This window comes from Emticicia sp. (assembly GCF_043780375.1).
Taxonomy (GTDB): Bacteria; Bacteroidota; Bacteroidia; order Cytophagales; family Spirosomataceae; genus Emticicia.
In genome coordinates, this window is the sequence record NZ_JAYWCU010000168.1 from 1 (window position 1) to 14,906 (window position 14,906).

The following is a 14,906-nucleotide window of genomic DNA, read 5'->3' on the forward strand; positions in this document are numbered from 1 at the left end:
TTGTACATATTATAATTATATATTTTTACAAAATTAGGCGAGTTTGTCTTTTACTCGTCTAATTTCTCCAAGTATTATTATTTGTGTACGGTTTTAAAACATACTCTAAAAAGATACATCCAAAAGTTGTTTATATAATATTTTATTTAATATAGGTAACTTGTTATCTAAATCAGATTCTTCCTCGATAGAATAAATTATTTTACCAGTATTATCTATGAGAAATATTGTTGGAATACTTATCATACCATAAATATTTGATATTTCGGGATTTCCAAAAATGTGTATCCATTTCATTTCATACTTTTTAATAATACTTAAATATTTTTCCGAGTCAGTATCCATAGAAATAGAAATAATTTCAATCTGATTTTGAGTAAACCGTTCTCTAATTGACTTAATAATCGGTATCTCTTGAATACAAGGCTTGCACCAAGAAGCCCAAAAAACAAGTAAAATAAATTTACTATTAATTTTTTTTAAAGATATGGTATCATGATTAATATCCATTGATTCGAAAATAGGAGCGATACTCCCTTTTTTTAAGAGTCTTCCCACTAACTTTTTTTCAATTTCTTTTCCTTCGAAAGATTGCCGAAATTTTTTTGGGAATGAATTATAAATTTTTGCCAGTTTGGGGATATTATAATCAATATAAACGATTTCTCTTCTAAAAAGCCAAAATGAGTAATATAATTTCTTATATTTAAGTATAAATTTTATTTTTTTTTCATTAAGTTCTTTTTGTTTTTCATTAAAAAGTATTTTTAATGAGTCATTTACTCCCATATCTAATTTAGATTTTTCATAAAAAGAATCTAAATCTCTATTTTCTATATCTATGAAGTTTTTATATAATTTTTCACCTTTATCATTAAGATTATAGATATTTGTTAATCTTTCATGTTCAAATAATGTTTTTTTAATGTCGGTATTTGATTTTTTTGTAAAATCCAAAGTAGCAGGTTTATCAGTAACCCAATATCTATTACATTTTAATTTTTCATTTTGATAGCAAATCTTTATTGTAGCTGCAATGGAAAAAAACTCACCCTCCAATACTGTTTGATTATCATGAAAAACCGGTGAAGTTATAATAAATCGGTTTTCTCTTCCATTTTCATAAGCAATAATTGTATTATTAATATTTATATTTTCTGGAAAAATGATATTCACATTAAATTTTTTTTGAGCATTAATATCAAAAGAAATTATTAAATATAATATTGTTAATACTTTTTTCATTGAAATGTTATTTTCAGAATATTCTTGATAAGAAATAATGTTACCACACAGGTTGATTTTTAATAATTAGATTTAGGTATGGAAGTACCTCCAGTTGCCTTTTTAGCAATGTATCAATGACAGAACCAATGACACCCCTTAGTCAGCATCTGTGATGCCGGACTTGTAGAGATAGAGCATTTGCAATACGACTTTCCAACCATGAACGATAAACCAATGGGTTTTATGGTTGGTTTGGTTGGTTGCAAACCAACAGTTCTTTAAGTCCATCATTTTGCAAATGCGGACTAATGGTCGTTTTCGAAAACAAATATTTATAATTTTGTCCCCGTTAGCCTAACAACAAATAACGGGGACAAAAAGCAACTTTATGGTTGTTTTTTATTTTACCAAAATTACCTTATCGGTCTTCAAAACTATTTCCCCAAAAGGTTCGGCAACAATATTGTTTTTACTTAAAATAGCCTCTAATATCTCTTTCCCCGCTGGTTCGACAGCTATCAAAAGTCCACCACTTGTTTGTGGGTCAGCTAATAAAATTCTTTGTGTATCAGTAATTGTTGAAACTTTATGACCATAACTTTCCCAGTTAGTATTACAGCCTTTTGGAGCACAAAAGGGATAAAGGTAATCGTTCGCTTCGGGCATTTTTGGCACTTTTTCATATTCAATTTCGGCACTTAGCCCGCTTCCTTCACACATTTCTATTAAATGCCCCAAAAGTCCAAAACCAGTAACATCGGTCATAGCTTTTACTTCAGACATTTTACCTAAATCTGCTCCAACTTTATTCAACCTAACCATCTGATTTATAGCCACTTGCAAATATTCAGGATTTGAGATACCCATTTTTTGAGCCGTTGCTAAAAGCCCCACTCCAAGTGGTTTTGTGAGGTATAACAAACAACCTTCGGTAGCTGTAGAATTTTGTTTTAGATGCTCAATTTTAACTTTTCCAGTAACTGCTAAACCAAAAAATGGTTCTGGACTATCAATGCTATGTCCTCCAGCCAACGGAATATTAGCTTCGGCACACGTCGCACGGCTACCGTTTAAAACTTGTTGTGCAATTTCAGCAGGAATCGTATCAACAGGCCAGCCTAAAATTGCAATTGCCATCATTGGCTCGCCACCCATTGCATAAATATCGCTGAGAGCATTGGTTGAGGCTATTCTTCCAAAATCGAAAGCATCATCAACAATTGGCATAAAAAAATCTGTTGTGCTGATGATGGCTTCACCATTGCCTAAATCAAAAACAGCGGCATCATCATTGTCTTTATTTCCTACTAATAGGCTCGAAAAAACACCTTGTGGCACATTTGTATGAAGAATTTGGTCTAAAACTTTTGGTGAAATCTTACATCCACACCCCGACCCATGACTAAACTGTGTAAGCTTTATTTCTGACATATACTGATAATGATTTTGTAAACCGACACAAAATTACATAATATTGTAAGATGATTTAAAAAATCGTTGCACTTAATTATGACTCTTTTTCTAATACCAACCATTCTTGCACCCGATACTCAAGAAATTGTTTTACCACCACAAATAAAATCAGTAGTAAGCCAATTGAATGTATTTTTTGTGGAAGAACTCCGTACCGCTCGACGATTTATTAGTAGTCTAAAACTTAATAAAGTAATTGATGATATTACATTTTATGAGCTAAACAAAGATACGCCACACGACCAAACGCTCTCACAACTTAAAAAACTTAAAACCAATGCAGGAATTATCAGTGAAGCTGGCTGCCCAGGCATTGCAGACCCAGGAGCAGTGGCGGTGGGTTTTGCTCATCAGCTAGGGCATAAGGTCGTTCCATTAGTTGGGCCAAGTTCGATATTAATGGCATTGATGGCATCAGGTTTCAATGGGCAAAGCTTTACTTTTCATGGCTATCTTCCAATAGATAAACCACTGAAAATAAAGTCATTACAAAATTTAGAACAGACAGCAAAGAAAAAAAACCAAACGCAAATTTTTATGGAAACTCCTTTCCGAAATAATCAGCTATTGGAAGATATACTACAAAGTCTAAATTCGGAAACTTTGCTTTGCATTGCTTGTAATGTTACAGACGAAGATGAATTTATTAAAACCTTACCCATCAAAGAATGGCGTAAATCTATACCTGATTTACACAAAAAGCCTACTATTTTCTTACTTTTGTAAAATGAATCGGCAGTCCACAAACGACAGTCGATAGAAAAAATAAGCAACAACTTATAATATGTTGATTGTCGTGCATCGACAGTTGATTAACAAAAATGATAAACATACATTCCTTTACATTCTCACCCATTGCTGAAAATACTTATATTTTGTGGGACGAAACTCACGAAGCTCTCATTATAGACCCTGGATGTTTGGCTCAATATGAAAAAGAAGAATTGGCCGATTTTATCTTAGATAATAAACTGGTAGTTAAGCACTTGCTGCAAACGCACGCCCACCTCGACCATGTTTTTGGCAGTGCTTTTGTGAAACGCAAATACGGCGTAAAAATGCTTATGCACAAAAACGAAATTCCGATTTTAGCCGATGTCGAAAAACGTTGTATGCTTTGGGGAATAAAAGGATACGAACCAGTAGAAGCTGACGAATTTATTGATGAAAACGATAAAATATTTTTCGGAAATTCCGAACTTGAAATTCGTTTTGTACCAGGTCATGCTCCCGGGCATTTAGCATTCCTGAATCACGCCCAAAAATTTGTTATTGGTGGCGATGTACTTTTCAGAGGAAGTGTGGGCAGAACCGATTTTCCATTTTGTAGCCATGAAACATTAATTGATAGCATTCAAACCCAGTTTCTTACGCTTGACGATGAGTATAAAGTCTATTCAGGGCACGGAGATCCAACGACTATTGGCTACGAACGAAAGACAAATCCTTTTCTTCAATAAACTTCTCTTACCTTCACCTAAAGATAGGATTTTAACAAGACAATACTCTATGAAATTATTTACTATCCCCAACCTAATGACGCTCGGAAACCTCCTTTGTGGGTGCTTAGGTATTGTTTTTGTTTTTGAAGGAAATTTACTTCTCGCCTCCCATCTAATATTTCTTGCAGGAATTCTTGACTTTTTAGATGGTTTTGTTGCCCGTTTGCTCAAACAACATTCCGAAATTGGCAAACAACTCGATTCGCTTGCTGATATGGTAACTTTTGGCATTTTGCCTTCATTTATAATTGCAAAACTTATTCAACTTTCTATTTCTCAACATAGTATTTTGTTAGATTTAATACCATCACATTTATTATCACAATCTCATCTTCCACTTTTGGCTTATATTGCCTTTATTTTAGCACTATTTTCTTGTTTACGTTTAGCAAAATTCAATATTGATACTCGTCAGTCTGAATCATTTATAGGAGTGCCTACTCCAGCCAATGCTTTTGTGGTAGCCGCATTTCCACTTATAATAAAATTCAATCCTGAATTTTCATTTCTAATTCTGAATTCAAGCGTTTTAGTAGTTTACACAATCGTAATGAGTTACCTATTAATCTCCGAAATATCCTTGTTTGCACTAAAGTTTAAAAGTTTTTCTTGGACAGATAACAAAATCAAGTACATATTTCTAATTCTTTCCGTAATTTTGCTGGCGGTATTGCAATTCGTTGCCATTCCGCTTATAATTTTTTTATATATCATTATGTCGATTATGAGTAATTTTATTGTTCAGAAAAAATAAGTTTTATAAAATTTATTAGCCTTTCTTAGTAAAATCTCATATCCCATATCTCATATCTCATATCTTAAAAAATGAAATTTCTCGCATCAATTGACGTAATGCCTATTAAGGAAATCCTTGACCCACAAGGAAAAGCAGTAATGTTAGGTTTAAAAAACCTTAATATTCAAGCAGACGACGACTCGTCAGTTATTGATTGTCGAATTGGCAAACACATCAACATGACAATCGAAGCCCCCAACAAAGCCGCTGCCGAAAGTATGGTAGAAGATGCCTGCAAAAAATTACTTGCCAACCTAATTATGGAAGAATATATTTTTGAAGTAAAAGCTATATAAAATGCAAAACCCATTCGACGAAAATCAAAATTCGGTTCGCCCGACATTTCTGACAGTTCTATGTATTCTTACCTTGGTTTGGAATGCCTATAAATTTTATGGAGCGATTCCTAATACTTTTACACCCGAAAAAGTAATGGCAAACAAAGACCAAACTAACGAAATGATGACGGATATGCTCTCGAAATATATGTCGCAGGCAGACCTTGAAAAAATAGAAGAATCTCAAATTGAAGCTGCCAAACTTTTTGAAGAACGAAACCTCGTTATTTCGGGGGGAATGAGCCTAATTTCAAGTCTTTTATTAATTTTAGGTGCAATTTGGATGTGGGGACTTCGTAAAAATGGTTTTTGGGTCTATATCGCAGGAAATATTGTTGGTATTTTAGCTCCGATTATTATTTTTGGAGGTCAAATCGGATGGTCAGTTGGCATTATGTCATTTATTGCAGCAGCTATCTTTACTGGACTTTATGCCGTCAATCTGAAATTTCTTACATAGCACTTGTTAAGACTTTGTTAATGTTCCTTAAAACCTGCTCATTTTAGGCAGGTTTTTCTATTTTTACTTTAGTAGAACTACTTTCATAAGTCGTTCGCTTTTTTGAAGATTAGTAAAAAAAAGGTATAATGAAAACAACTTTATTTGATTAATTATGACTACTTTACTAAGGGCAAACAAGATTTTCGCCCCACATAAATTATGAAAAAACTAATCTCCATTCTTATCATATCATGCTTCTGGAGGGCGGAGAGTTTGGCACAAGGTGATTTTACACGCATTTATCACCCTATCATCAACGAAGCCGAACTTGCCATTGTTGATACCAATTACTACGAAGCCCTTGATTTTTATAAAGAGGCATTCGCGAATGTCAAAAAACCTTTTGCTAAAGATTATTACAATGCTGCCATTTGTGCGGCAATGATAGGCAAATTGTCATTAACTTTCGATTATTTAGAGAAAATTATCGAAAAAGGTTATCCATCTGATAGTTTACGAAAAGATATTTTTTTTCATTACGTTGCCGATACTTGCAAGCGTTGGAATGATTTTGAAAAACAAATGAGGTTGGTAAAACCCAATATTAATTGGGAGATTCGAGATAGTTTGAAAAACTATTATGCTCTCGTTACAAAAGTACCCTACACTCCACTCACACCAGAACTCAGAAAACATTTTCAAGAAAATTACAAGAAAGAGACTTTGACAGTTACGGGAACAAAAGAGGTGTTTACGCAGGTAATTTTGGCAGATAGCTTGTTTTTTTACGGAAATTTGCCCGAAAAACTCAAAAATCAGCAAGATAGTCTTCGTAAAATAAACGATACTAAATATTCAGCAAATGCAAAAATAGCTTTTCAGAAAACCCTTGATTTGATTGAAATGAATGGTTTTCCTGACGAAAGTATTATTGGGCTATCGGGTTTTGATGTACGACCGACAAAAGTGTACAGAAACGCCCTTCTCTACGAGCGAGATTTCAATATCTCTCTGTTTGATAAAAACCTCACTATCAACATTTTAGGTAGTTCGCCATTTACCTATGGAAAGGATATTTCACCCATTTTGATTCAAGCAATTAGAGATGGAAAATTAATTCCACATCAAATCAATAGAGTTAACTCTGTAAGGTTCAATACAAATATTAAAAACTTTGAAAATAAGTTGAGTTATTACTCAATGGGTAAAGTTCAAATACTACAATTGCAATTAGAAACAAATCTTGTTTGCAAAAATAGTGAAGGAATAGCAGCTAAAAAATTCTGGAAAAAAGAAAAATTCACTGATTACAGCGAAGCCGAAATCAATGAAAAACGTACCGATATTGGCTTAGAAAAACTGGCAGATGCGTACAAAAAGGCATTTTTCAAGGAAAACCCTACCCCTTTTATCATTAATGGCGGAAGTTATCAGAAAGAACTATCGTATATTTCAAGCTGCGAGGTTCTTGAAAAAATGTTAAAAGAAAGTATATCAATAAGATAAGTCAAAAGACGACTAATAACCATCCACAGATTTTAACCACGGTCTGTTACAGTCGACTGTAGACTAAAAAATATCATTTTATCAAGAAAACATCCAATCATTCTAAGCCTACCAAATATTATTCTGCTAAAAATTCATCTTCTACTAATTATCAGTTAATTTTATGTTTTATTTCTAATTGATAAAGTAAACAGCTAAGTAAAACACTGATAACTGTTTACTGATAACTGATAAAAAAATGTCTGTAGAAACTTCCATCATTCGTGACACTCAAATCTTTGATTTAATCACGAAAGAAAACAATCGCCAATTGCACGGCATCGAATTGATAGCCTCTGAAAACTTCGTATCGCCACAGGTGATGGAAGCCGCAGGTAGTGTTTTGACAAATAAATACGCCGAAGGTCTTCCTGGCAAACGCTACTACGGCGGTTGTGAAGTTGTTGACCAAGTTGAGCAAATAGCCATTGACCGCTTAAAAACTTTGTTCAATCTTAGTTGGGCAAACGTTCAGCCACACTCTGGAGCTCAAGCAAACATGGCGGTATTTTTGGCTTGCCTACAACCAGGTGACAAAATTTTAGGCTTCAATCTTTCGCATGGTGGACATCTTTCGCATGGTTCGCCAGTAAATATTTCAGGAAAATACTTCCAACCATTTTTTTATGGTGTTGAGCAAGAAACAGGCTTAATCGACTGGAATAAAGTAGAAGAAATTGCTCACAAAGAGCGTCCAAAATTGATTATTTGTGGTGCATCTGCCTACTCTCGTGATTGGGATTATGTTCGTCTTCGTCAAATTGCTGACTCTGTTGGGGCATTACTTTTAGCCGATATTTCTCACCCAGCAGGTATGGTTGCAAAAGGACTTTTAAACGACCCTTTTGACCACTGCCATATCGTAACCACAACTACGCACAAAACACTTCGTGGAACACGGGGTGGCGTAATTATGTTACGCAATGATTTCCCGAATCCATTTGGAATCACTACTCAAAAAGGTGAAATTAGAATGATGTCTTCATTGTTAGATTCTGGTGTTTTCCCAGGAACACAAGGTGGGCCATTAGAACATATCATTGCAGCAAAAGCGATTTCTTTTGGTGAGGCTCTGACCGAAGGTTTCTATAATTATCAGGTTCAAGTTCAGAAAAATGCCAAAGTAATGGCACAAGAATTCATGAATCGTGGTTATAAAGTTATTTCTGGCGGAACAGACAATCACTTAATGTTGATTGATTTACGTCCCAAAAACCTAACTGGAAAAATTGCTGAAAACTCATTGATTTTAGCTGATATTACGGTCAACAAAAACATGGTTCCGTTTGACGATAAATCTGCCATGACAACTTCAGGCATGCGTGTAGGAACTTCAGCTATGACTACTCGTGGTCTGATTGAAGGAGATATGGTCAGAATTGTAGATTTGATTGACGACGTTTTGATGAACCATAACAATGCAACAACCATTGCCAATGTGAAGGCAGAAATCAATACTTGGATGAAACAATATCCTTTGTTTCAATTGTAATTAGTCGATAATCTAAGAATATTAAAAATAAGAAAGGCGTGGTTCAATGAACCACGCCTTTTGTCTAAACCCTAACTAAACCGTATAAAATATATAAAATTTCGCCGTTTCCGACTACCTTCTTATCCTACTAAGCAATAATACTCAAAATCTTTCTTTATAGCTACACAATCTAACTCGTGCTTATCAAAACATTTGATGCTTACCGTTTTTTGTTCAAATACTTTTTCTGCAAAAAAATGAACTATATAGTTCACTACCATTTCAACAAACGATTGTTGTGTTCCTTCTTCATCATTCTTAAATTTCTCTAAGGTGTTTTTAATACCAACTTCTATTTTTTGTAGTGGGGTTTTCATTTGAACCTTTTTTGAGATTTTGCTCAAGGCACGTTGCTGACTATATGTGTTTTGTGGGAAACCCATCGCCATTGAGTTTAAACTAAAAACTGTAATTGTAAGAAGTAATAATAGCTTTTTCATAATGTTGTGAGCGGCGAACCACTTGTTTTGCTTGTGTTAATCACTTTTTTGACTGACAATACAAAGATATATGTTTTCTTTAGTATTATGCAATACATAGTACTATTTATTTTTAACTTTATGGATAAATGGTAATTAATTATTATAAACGGTTAAAATAAATAGCTTTGTTAATAAGATGCAAAAAGATGATACAAAGTTGCACTTTCTGAAATATATTTTCAGTTAAAAAAAGTTAAAGAGTGTTAATTATGGAGTGAACTGCCATTTTTAATGTATGAAATTAAGTCATTGGCTATTTCCAATTTTGAGAAGATTTTCGGACTTATTGGGTATTAAAAACAAAAAAAGAGAAGCCTTTCGACCTCTCTTTTTTAATGAAATTTGAATTGAGCTTTACACTCATTCAAATTTATCATTATCTTAATATTCCCATAAATTATGTTCAAATTCCATCAATTCATGTTCCAATTGCTCAGATTTCAACATACCCTCACGTGGTGACTTGTAAATATCATCTAAGAATTTATCTAAAGCATTCGATTTTTTAATAATTTTTCCGTGAAACAAACGTAATTCAAAAGCATCTGCCAAGTTTTTATGCTGTGCTACGTTTGCGGCATTGTACCAAATACATTTTGGATTACTACGGAAATAACGCTCCAATTCTTTATACTTAAAAGTAGCAATCGGGCGGTCGAAACCTACCGTAGTTTGGTCAGCAGGAATAATCAATGTCATAGTCAAAATATCAAAATATTGACGTGAACGCTGTTTATCAAAAACCCAATCTTCTTTCAATTCTAAAGTAGTCAATTGCGAAGCAAAAATCTCTACACCATCAGAAGCCATTGTTTCAGTAGCAGTCGGTGCGGCAGCAGGTGCAGTAGTTGCTCCAGCAGCAGGTTTTGCACCGCCACTATCACCACCCCAACCATCATCTCCACCACTCGAAAAACCAGCAGCTTTTTCTTCTTCAGATAATCCACCACCTTCCAATTTCATTAAAAGACGCTCATTGAACTGGTCTAAAGTCAATTGTTGCGTCAAAGAATCATTCGAATAAGCTACGATCAAACCTGCTTTTACAGCATCAATCAAATGCTTCGTAATTTCGGCTCCTTTGGCAAAAAGTGGTTGATTTTGCTTTTCTTTTAAGTCAATTCTTCGCCACAAAGTGGTTTTAAACATAACATTTTCTTCATGTATCGGGCGAAGCGATAATGGATTCAAATAGTTATTTGATTTTTCCTGAGCTACTGCAAACTGGCTGATAATCAATGAGATACCAAAAGCCAAGCCTTGTAATTTCTTCATAATTCTGACAATTATTTAAAGTATTAATTCAACGGAATTGTAAAAATCAAATCACCTACATCAACTGATTCTACTTCTCCCTTAAAATTCTTACGTTCTACTCTTTTTATTATAATTACATAACGGTCGCCCGCTTGTGCTTGTTGTGCAAGGTTTGAAATATTTGCATCTGTACCATAACTACCTCCTCCTACTTTTCTTGAACCACGAGCCAAGTTTACTTCAAACTCAGCTACACGGAACTGTGCATCTTCTGGATTGGTTGCTTTAAACGACTCATCGGCTATTGCACCAGCCCGTAGTGTTCTTAAACCTGTGGCAGAAGCTCCTCTCCTTTCGTCAATTGGAGAGCCATTACCAAACATTTTGATAGTTGGCTTAGGTACACGACGAACAGGGAAGTTAAATGTTTGTAAAGTAATTCCAGAATTAACAACATTCATTGATGCTTTTGCAGCATTTGGTACAATCGTTACTTTTCCGCTTCCTCCTGGAATAAACTCAGCACCTGTGCCACTAAATGAAGGACTATACAAAGCACCCAACCCCGGTGAATACGTTACCAAACGGTTAGCACATTTGAAGTACAAAGCTGGCATCGAAGCTGTTTCGATTTGTACAGAAGGCTTCAAAACAGTATATGTTTCTTCTTTTTCAACCGATTTCATGCTACCATCAGGAGAAGGATATGCAACAATTGCTTTGTAAGAACGCTGCAATTGCCCATTTTTATCAAAATCACCACCCGAAGCAGTAATTTCGTAAGTTCCTTTGCCATCTTTTACTGGTAAAGCCGAACCGTTGATGCTGATTCGTGGCGTAATAGATTTTGAATAAGCTCCAATCGCTACTTCTGCACGATATTTCTGTCCTGCTACTACCGAGCGGGAATCAGGAATTACAACAGCAAAGATTTCATCAAACTTAATTTCTTTGATACCCACTTGGCTTGCCAAATATTCTAATACTTCTCCTTCAATCCGACGAACTTCCGATTGCTTTTGACTCAAAACTGCCAATGCTGCTGGCACTGGAGTTTGGGCGAAATATAATTCCGAAAAGTCTTTGTTTCTCGTAATACCATCAGTTTTTGCCAATGCTGGGTCTTTTGACGCATCAATAGCTAATTCTGGAAATTTAGTGTTTGGAGCAGCAAATTTTTGTAATTGAACAGCAAAATCGTTTAATTTTTGCTTCAAAGCATAGCCTTTACCATTTTTAGCAGAGCCAACCATCAAGATAGCTACTTTTTCTTCTTCCGCTGGGTTTTTTACGCCTCCAGTTTCAGCATCAAGTCCGCCACCAGCATTGATAATTTCTTGTTTCAAACTACTGATGTAATTATCTATTTCGCCAGTAATTTTTCTTACTTCAACAGCATTTTGAAGTACCTGTGCATATTGAGCTCCACCAGGTTTTTCTATTTCTTTCTTAATTGCACCAACCGATTTTTCATTATTTCCATTAGCTGCACCATTTGCTCTTTCCAAACTATTATTTAATAGTTGAAACTTTTGCAAAAGGGCATTACTTACTTGAAGTGCTAACATTGCCGTCAGAACGAGATACATCATATTGATCATCTTCTGACGTGGCGACTCTTTTCCACCTGCCATATATCCTATATATTATACAGTTAGTAAATATTTTTTTTAATTAAAAATTTAGTTTTGAATTGATTAGAATGACAAAACACTCAGAATTCAGAACTCAGCACCGAGCGACGATCGCTCAGAACTCAATTACCTTTCATTGCAGACAACATACTTCCGTAAACGTTGTTCAATGAGGTAAGGTTATTAGTCAATTTCGACATTTCAGCCTTGAATTGTTGAGTTTCTTTTGAAGCCTCCGACATATCTTGCATTGCATTAGTCAAATTGCCATAGAATGCATTCATTGCTTTCAAATGCTTATTGGTATCTTGCAACTCCAATTCATAAACAGCATTCAACGCTCCCATATTTTGGGTGATTTTGCTAAACTGTGAACGATATTCTTGAGCATCCTTGGTGGCATCTGCCATGCTAGTCATTGCTGTAACGGCTGTACCATAAGCAGTATTCATTGCCACAACTTGACCCGAAGCTGTTTTTACATTTTTTGCATAATCGCTTGTAGCTACTGTTGCATCGGTTAAGTCTGTCATTTTAGAAACTTGTCCCGTAAGGCTCAAAATTCCTGTTTTTAATCCATCAAAAATATCAGGAGTAATTTTGGCATTGGCAAGCATATCATCCATTTTAGCAGTTAAACCTGCACCTTGCGTAGAAACGCTTCTTTTAGGAAGTTCACCTTGAAAATCATCCGATAATTCTGGATATACTTTTTCCCACTGATATTCTGCACTTGGACGCAGGAATGATTGAAATGCATAAATCAAGAAGATTCCTGCCTCTACACCCAAACCAACTGGTAACATCCAACCAAAACCTTCGTAGTGCTGAATTTTAGATAATGCTCCTAGAATTACTACTGATGCTCCTGCACCATAAAAAAACGGAATGATTTTGTCCCAGAATAAACTTGTGCCGTTGTTATTTGCTGCCATGTGTTTAAAAAAGTTAAGAATTATGCTTTAATTTTAAGGGAATTTATTTAGTTAATCTTGGTTTTGCTGCTGAATTTTTTCAACATCAATATTTTGGACATAAGAAATGCGAAGTACGAAGGAGGAATTCTATTGAATACTCCAAATCAATACTTCGCAATTTAATATTATTATTCTCTACCTGGAACACTACCCAAACGATCCATTACACAACGAAAGCCAATGTATGAACGACGTTCGTTACGGAATTCATAAGTTCGAGTACCTGTTTCAAGGAAGTAGGCTACATCTTTCCACGAACCACCTTTAATAATCTTGCGAGGTTCATTTTCGTCGTTGTATACGGGGTTCAAATCCCATGTTACTGGCATGTACGATTCTGCATAAGCATCTTGACACCATTCTGCTACGTTTCCTGCCATATTAAACAAACCATAATCATTTGGATTAAAAGCATTTGATGGAGCTGTATAAGGATATCCATCAGCACGATAATTACCACGATATGGTTTAAAGTTTGCTAAGAAACAACCTTTCCCGTTGGCAACGTAAGGATTTCCCCAAGGATATTTCGCACCTTCTTTACCACCACGTGCTGCCCACTCCCACTCTGCCTCAGAAGGCAAACGATAACGTGGAGATTTAAACATAGTATGTTGTGAACGATAATCATTGAAAAGTTTTGTTCGCCATTTGCAGAAATAAACAGCAGCATCCCAACTTACACCCACTACAGGATACATATCAAAAGCTGGTGATGAGAAATAATATTCTGTCATCTGGTCTCCATTATGATAAGTAAAGTCTTTGCTCCAAACTGCCGTGTCGGGATAAAGTGTGGACATGATAAACTCTTCTCCAAGCACTGAAACCGAGTCTGTTGTCATTGAATTTACAAACTGACGATACTCATGGTTAGTAACTTCGGTGTCATCCATATAAAACGGCACGATGGTTACTCGTTTGTTCATAGAGATTCGAGCCGACATTACATCTTCATCAGCTTGACCCATCATCAATGAGCCTGACGGAATCAGCACCATTCCATAGGGAGCGGTTTGTTTATAGCCTTTACGAGAGGTCGCAATGATTTCACCGTCACGGACTCCGTCCATACCGACTTCTTTGCCGCCACCTTTGCTGCTTTTCTTTCCGCCAAAAATTTTGCCCAAAGGATTCTTACTTGAAGAACCGCAACTTTGCATCATCAGGACTGGGGCAATCACTAAGAGACTTTTTAAAAAGGTCTTTAAAATATTCTTGTTCATAGCTGAAAACAAGTTGGTTATCTGTTTTTTTTGGGTACTAAATTCGTTATTATAGAAACGAGACTAAGGAAATTAATATTGCATTAGCCCACAAAGTTATGAAAAAAATTAAGTTTTTCTGATAACACTAACATGGATACAGCAATTATTAAGCCAAAATAAGTGTAATAATATCATTTCCAAACTTCAGCTTCTTAATCTTATAAAATTTCACAGAAAAGATTTGGTTCCTGCAAATTGCATATAATTTGGTAAACTAAATACTTATTTTTATTTGAACGACACAAACTGTGCCAAATGATATATAATAAAGCAGCATTTACGATTATTTGAGTTGAAATTGGCTATTTTTGAATAATTCACAATAAAAATTTGTAATTTATGCGAATTACGGGTTTAAAGTATAATTATTTTAAGATAACTTGACTCAAATTGTATTATTTTAATTTTTAGCAAAAAAAGACAGAGTGGGG

The 14,906-nt window shown here is 34.9% G+C and carries 14 protein-coding genes; 7 read left to right on the plus strand and 7 right to left on the minus strand.

The annotated features are described in order from the left end of the window. Positions 1–105 precede the first annotated feature (105 nt). Both ACH2CJ_RS13270 and selD read right to left on the minus strand, forming a co-directional pair. On the minus strand, positions 106–1,245 hold the full coding sequence (locus ACH2CJ_RS13270) for a TlpA family protein disulfide reductase (protein WP_394993341.1): 1,140 nt from the start codon (positions 1,243–1,245) through the stop codon (positions 106–108). 381 nt (positions 1,246–1,626) lie between these two features. Continuing rightward, a complete protein-coding gene (selD, locus tag ACH2CJ_RS13275; RefSeq protein WP_394993343.1) occupies positions 1,627–2,658 on the minus strand; it encodes a selenide, water dikinase SelD in 1,032 nt (343 codons plus the stop codon). Between the two features lie 78 nt (positions 2,659–2,736). On the opposite strand from selD, the gene ACH2CJ_RS13280 reads away from it, so the two are divergent. The 7 genes from ACH2CJ_RS13280 to glyA all read left to right on the plus strand — a co-directional run bounded on the left by ACH2CJ_RS13280 (position 2,737) and on the right by glyA (position 8,815). After that, positions 2,737–3,426, plus strand: coding sequence for an SAM-dependent methyltransferase (locus ACH2CJ_RS13280; protein ID WP_394993345.1), 690 nt, complete (start codon positions 2,737–2,739; stop codon positions 3,424–3,426). Between the two features lie 95 nt (positions 3,427–3,521). Continuing rightward, complete coding sequence (locus ACH2CJ_RS13285; protein WP_394993346.1) at positions 3,522–4,160, plus strand: MBL fold metallo-hydrolase; 639 nt, start codon at positions 3,522–3,524, stop codon at positions 4,158–4,160. A gap of 49 nt (positions 4,161–4,209) precedes the next feature. Continuing rightward, the gene (locus ACH2CJ_RS13290) at positions 4,210–4,956 is read left to right on the plus strand and encodes a CDP-alcohol phosphatidyltransferase family protein (protein WP_394993348.1); all 747 of its coding nucleotides are present in this window, start codon (positions 4,210–4,212) and stop codon (positions 4,954–4,956) included. 71 nt (positions 4,957–5,027) lie between these two features. After that, on the plus strand, positions 5,028–5,294 hold the full coding sequence (gene purS / locus ACH2CJ_RS13295; RefSeq protein ID WP_394993349.1) for a phosphoribosylformylglycinamidine synthase subunit PurS: 267 nt from the start codon (positions 5,028–5,030) through the stop codon (positions 5,292–5,294). Between the two features lies 1 nt (position 5,295). Continuing rightward, the gene (locus ACH2CJ_RS13300; protein ID WP_394993350.1) at positions 5,296–5,796 is read left to right on the plus strand and encodes a hypothetical protein; all 501 of its coding nucleotides are present in this window, start codon (positions 5,296–5,298) and stop codon (positions 5,794–5,796) included. Between the two features lie 201 nt (positions 5,797–5,997). Further along, entirely contained in the window at positions 5,998–7,284 is a 1,287-nt protein-coding gene (locus tag ACH2CJ_RS13305) for a hypothetical protein (RefSeq protein WP_394993352.1), read from the plus strand. Positions 7,285–7,522: 238 nt separating this feature from the next. Further along, a complete protein-coding gene (gene glyA, locus ACH2CJ_RS13310; protein ID WP_394993353.1) occupies positions 7,523–8,815 on the plus strand; it encodes a serine hydroxymethyltransferase in 1,293 nt (430 codons plus the stop codon). 122 nt (positions 8,816–8,937) lie between these two features. On the opposite strand, the gene ACH2CJ_RS13315 is transcribed toward glyA, so the two are convergent. The 5 genes from ACH2CJ_RS13315 to ACH2CJ_RS13335 form a co-directional block, all read right to left on the minus strand. Next, positions 8,938–9,297 (minus strand): hypothetical protein, encoded by a 360-nt coding sequence (locus tag ACH2CJ_RS13315; RefSeq protein ID WP_394993355.1) that lies wholly within the window; start codon positions 9,295–9,297, stop codon positions 8,938–8,940. Positions 9,298–9,720: 423 nt separating this feature from the next. Continuing rightward, entirely contained in the window at positions 9,721–10,614 is an 894-nt protein-coding gene (gldN, locus tag ACH2CJ_RS13320; RefSeq protein WP_394993356.1) for a gliding motility protein GldN, read from the minus strand. 23 nt (positions 10,615–10,637) lie between these two features. After that, positions 10,638–12,230 carry a gliding motility protein GldM gene (gene gldM, locus ACH2CJ_RS13325; RefSeq protein ID WP_394993357.1) on the minus strand — a complete coding sequence of 531 codons (1,593 nt, stop codon included), beginning with the start codon at positions 12,228–12,230 and terminating at the stop codon, positions 10,638–10,640. Between the two features lie 122 nt (positions 12,231–12,352). Further along, positions 12,353–13,165: a gliding motility protein GldL gene (gene gldL, locus ACH2CJ_RS13330; RefSeq protein WP_394993359.1), complete on the minus strand. Its 813-nt coding sequence runs from the start codon at positions 13,163–13,165 to the stop codon at positions 12,353–12,355. Between the two features lie 170 nt (positions 13,166–13,335). Next, a complete protein-coding gene (locus ACH2CJ_RS13335) occupies positions 13,336–14,433 on the minus strand; it encodes an SUMF1/EgtB/PvdO family nonheme iron enzyme (protein WP_394993361.1) in 1,098 nt (365 codons plus the stop codon). Positions 14,434–14,906: the final 473 nt, after the last annotated feature.

What these genes read in the sequence shown, in the direction of transcription:
- ACH2CJ_RS13280 (WP_394993345.1), top strand. Translation starts at nt 2,737, where the DNA reads ATGACTCTTTTTCTAATACCAACCATTCTTGCACCCGATACTCAAGAA.
- gldM (WP_394993357.1), bottom strand. Translation starts at nt 12,230, where the DNA reads ATGGCAGGTGGAAAAGAGTCGCCACGTCAGAAGATGATCAATATGATG.
- ACH2CJ_RS13335 (WP_394993361.1), bottom strand. Translation starts at nt 14,433, where the DNA reads ATGAACAAGAATATTTTAAAGACCTTTTTAAAAAGTCTCTTAGTGATT.
- ACH2CJ_RS13315 (WP_394993355.1), bottom strand. Translation starts at nt 9,297, where the DNA reads ATGAAAAAGCTATTATTACTTCTTACAATTACAGTTTTTAGTTTAAAC.
- ACH2CJ_RS13305 (WP_394993352.1), top strand. Translation starts at nt 5,998, where the DNA reads ATGAAAAAACTAATCTCCATTCTTATCATATCATGCTTCTGGAGGGCG.
- glyA (WP_394993353.1), top strand. Translation starts at nt 7,523, where the DNA reads ATGTCTGTAGAAACTTCCATCATTCGTGACACTCAAATCTTTGATTTA.
- ACH2CJ_RS13270 (WP_394993341.1), bottom strand. Translation starts at nt 1,245, where the DNA reads ATGAAAAAAGTATTAACAATATTATATTTAATAATTTCTTTTGATATT.
- ACH2CJ_RS13290 (WP_394993348.1), top strand. Translation starts at nt 4,210, where the DNA reads ATGAAATTATTTACTATCCCCAACCTAATGACGCTCGGAAACCTCCTT.
- selD (WP_394993343.1), bottom strand. Translation starts at nt 2,658, where the DNA reads ATGTCAGAAATAAAGCTTACACAGTTTAGTCATGGGTCGGGGTGTGGA.
- gldL (WP_394993359.1), bottom strand. Translation starts at nt 13,165, where the DNA reads ATGGCAGCAAATAACAACGGCACAAGTTTATTCTGGGACAAAATCATT.
- gldN (WP_394993356.1), bottom strand. Translation starts at nt 10,614, where the DNA reads ATGAAGAAATTACAAGGCTTGGCTTTTGGTATCTCATTGATTATCAGC.
- ACH2CJ_RS13285 (WP_394993346.1), top strand. Translation starts at nt 3,522, where the DNA reads ATGATAAACATACATTCCTTTACATTCTCACCCATTGCTGAAAATACT.
- purS (WP_394993349.1), top strand. Translation starts at nt 5,028, where the DNA reads ATGAAATTTCTCGCATCAATTGACGTAATGCCTATTAAGGAAATCCTT.
- ACH2CJ_RS13300 (WP_394993350.1), top strand. Translation starts at nt 5,296, where the DNA reads ATGCAAAACCCATTCGACGAAAATCAAAATTCGGTTCGCCCGACATTT.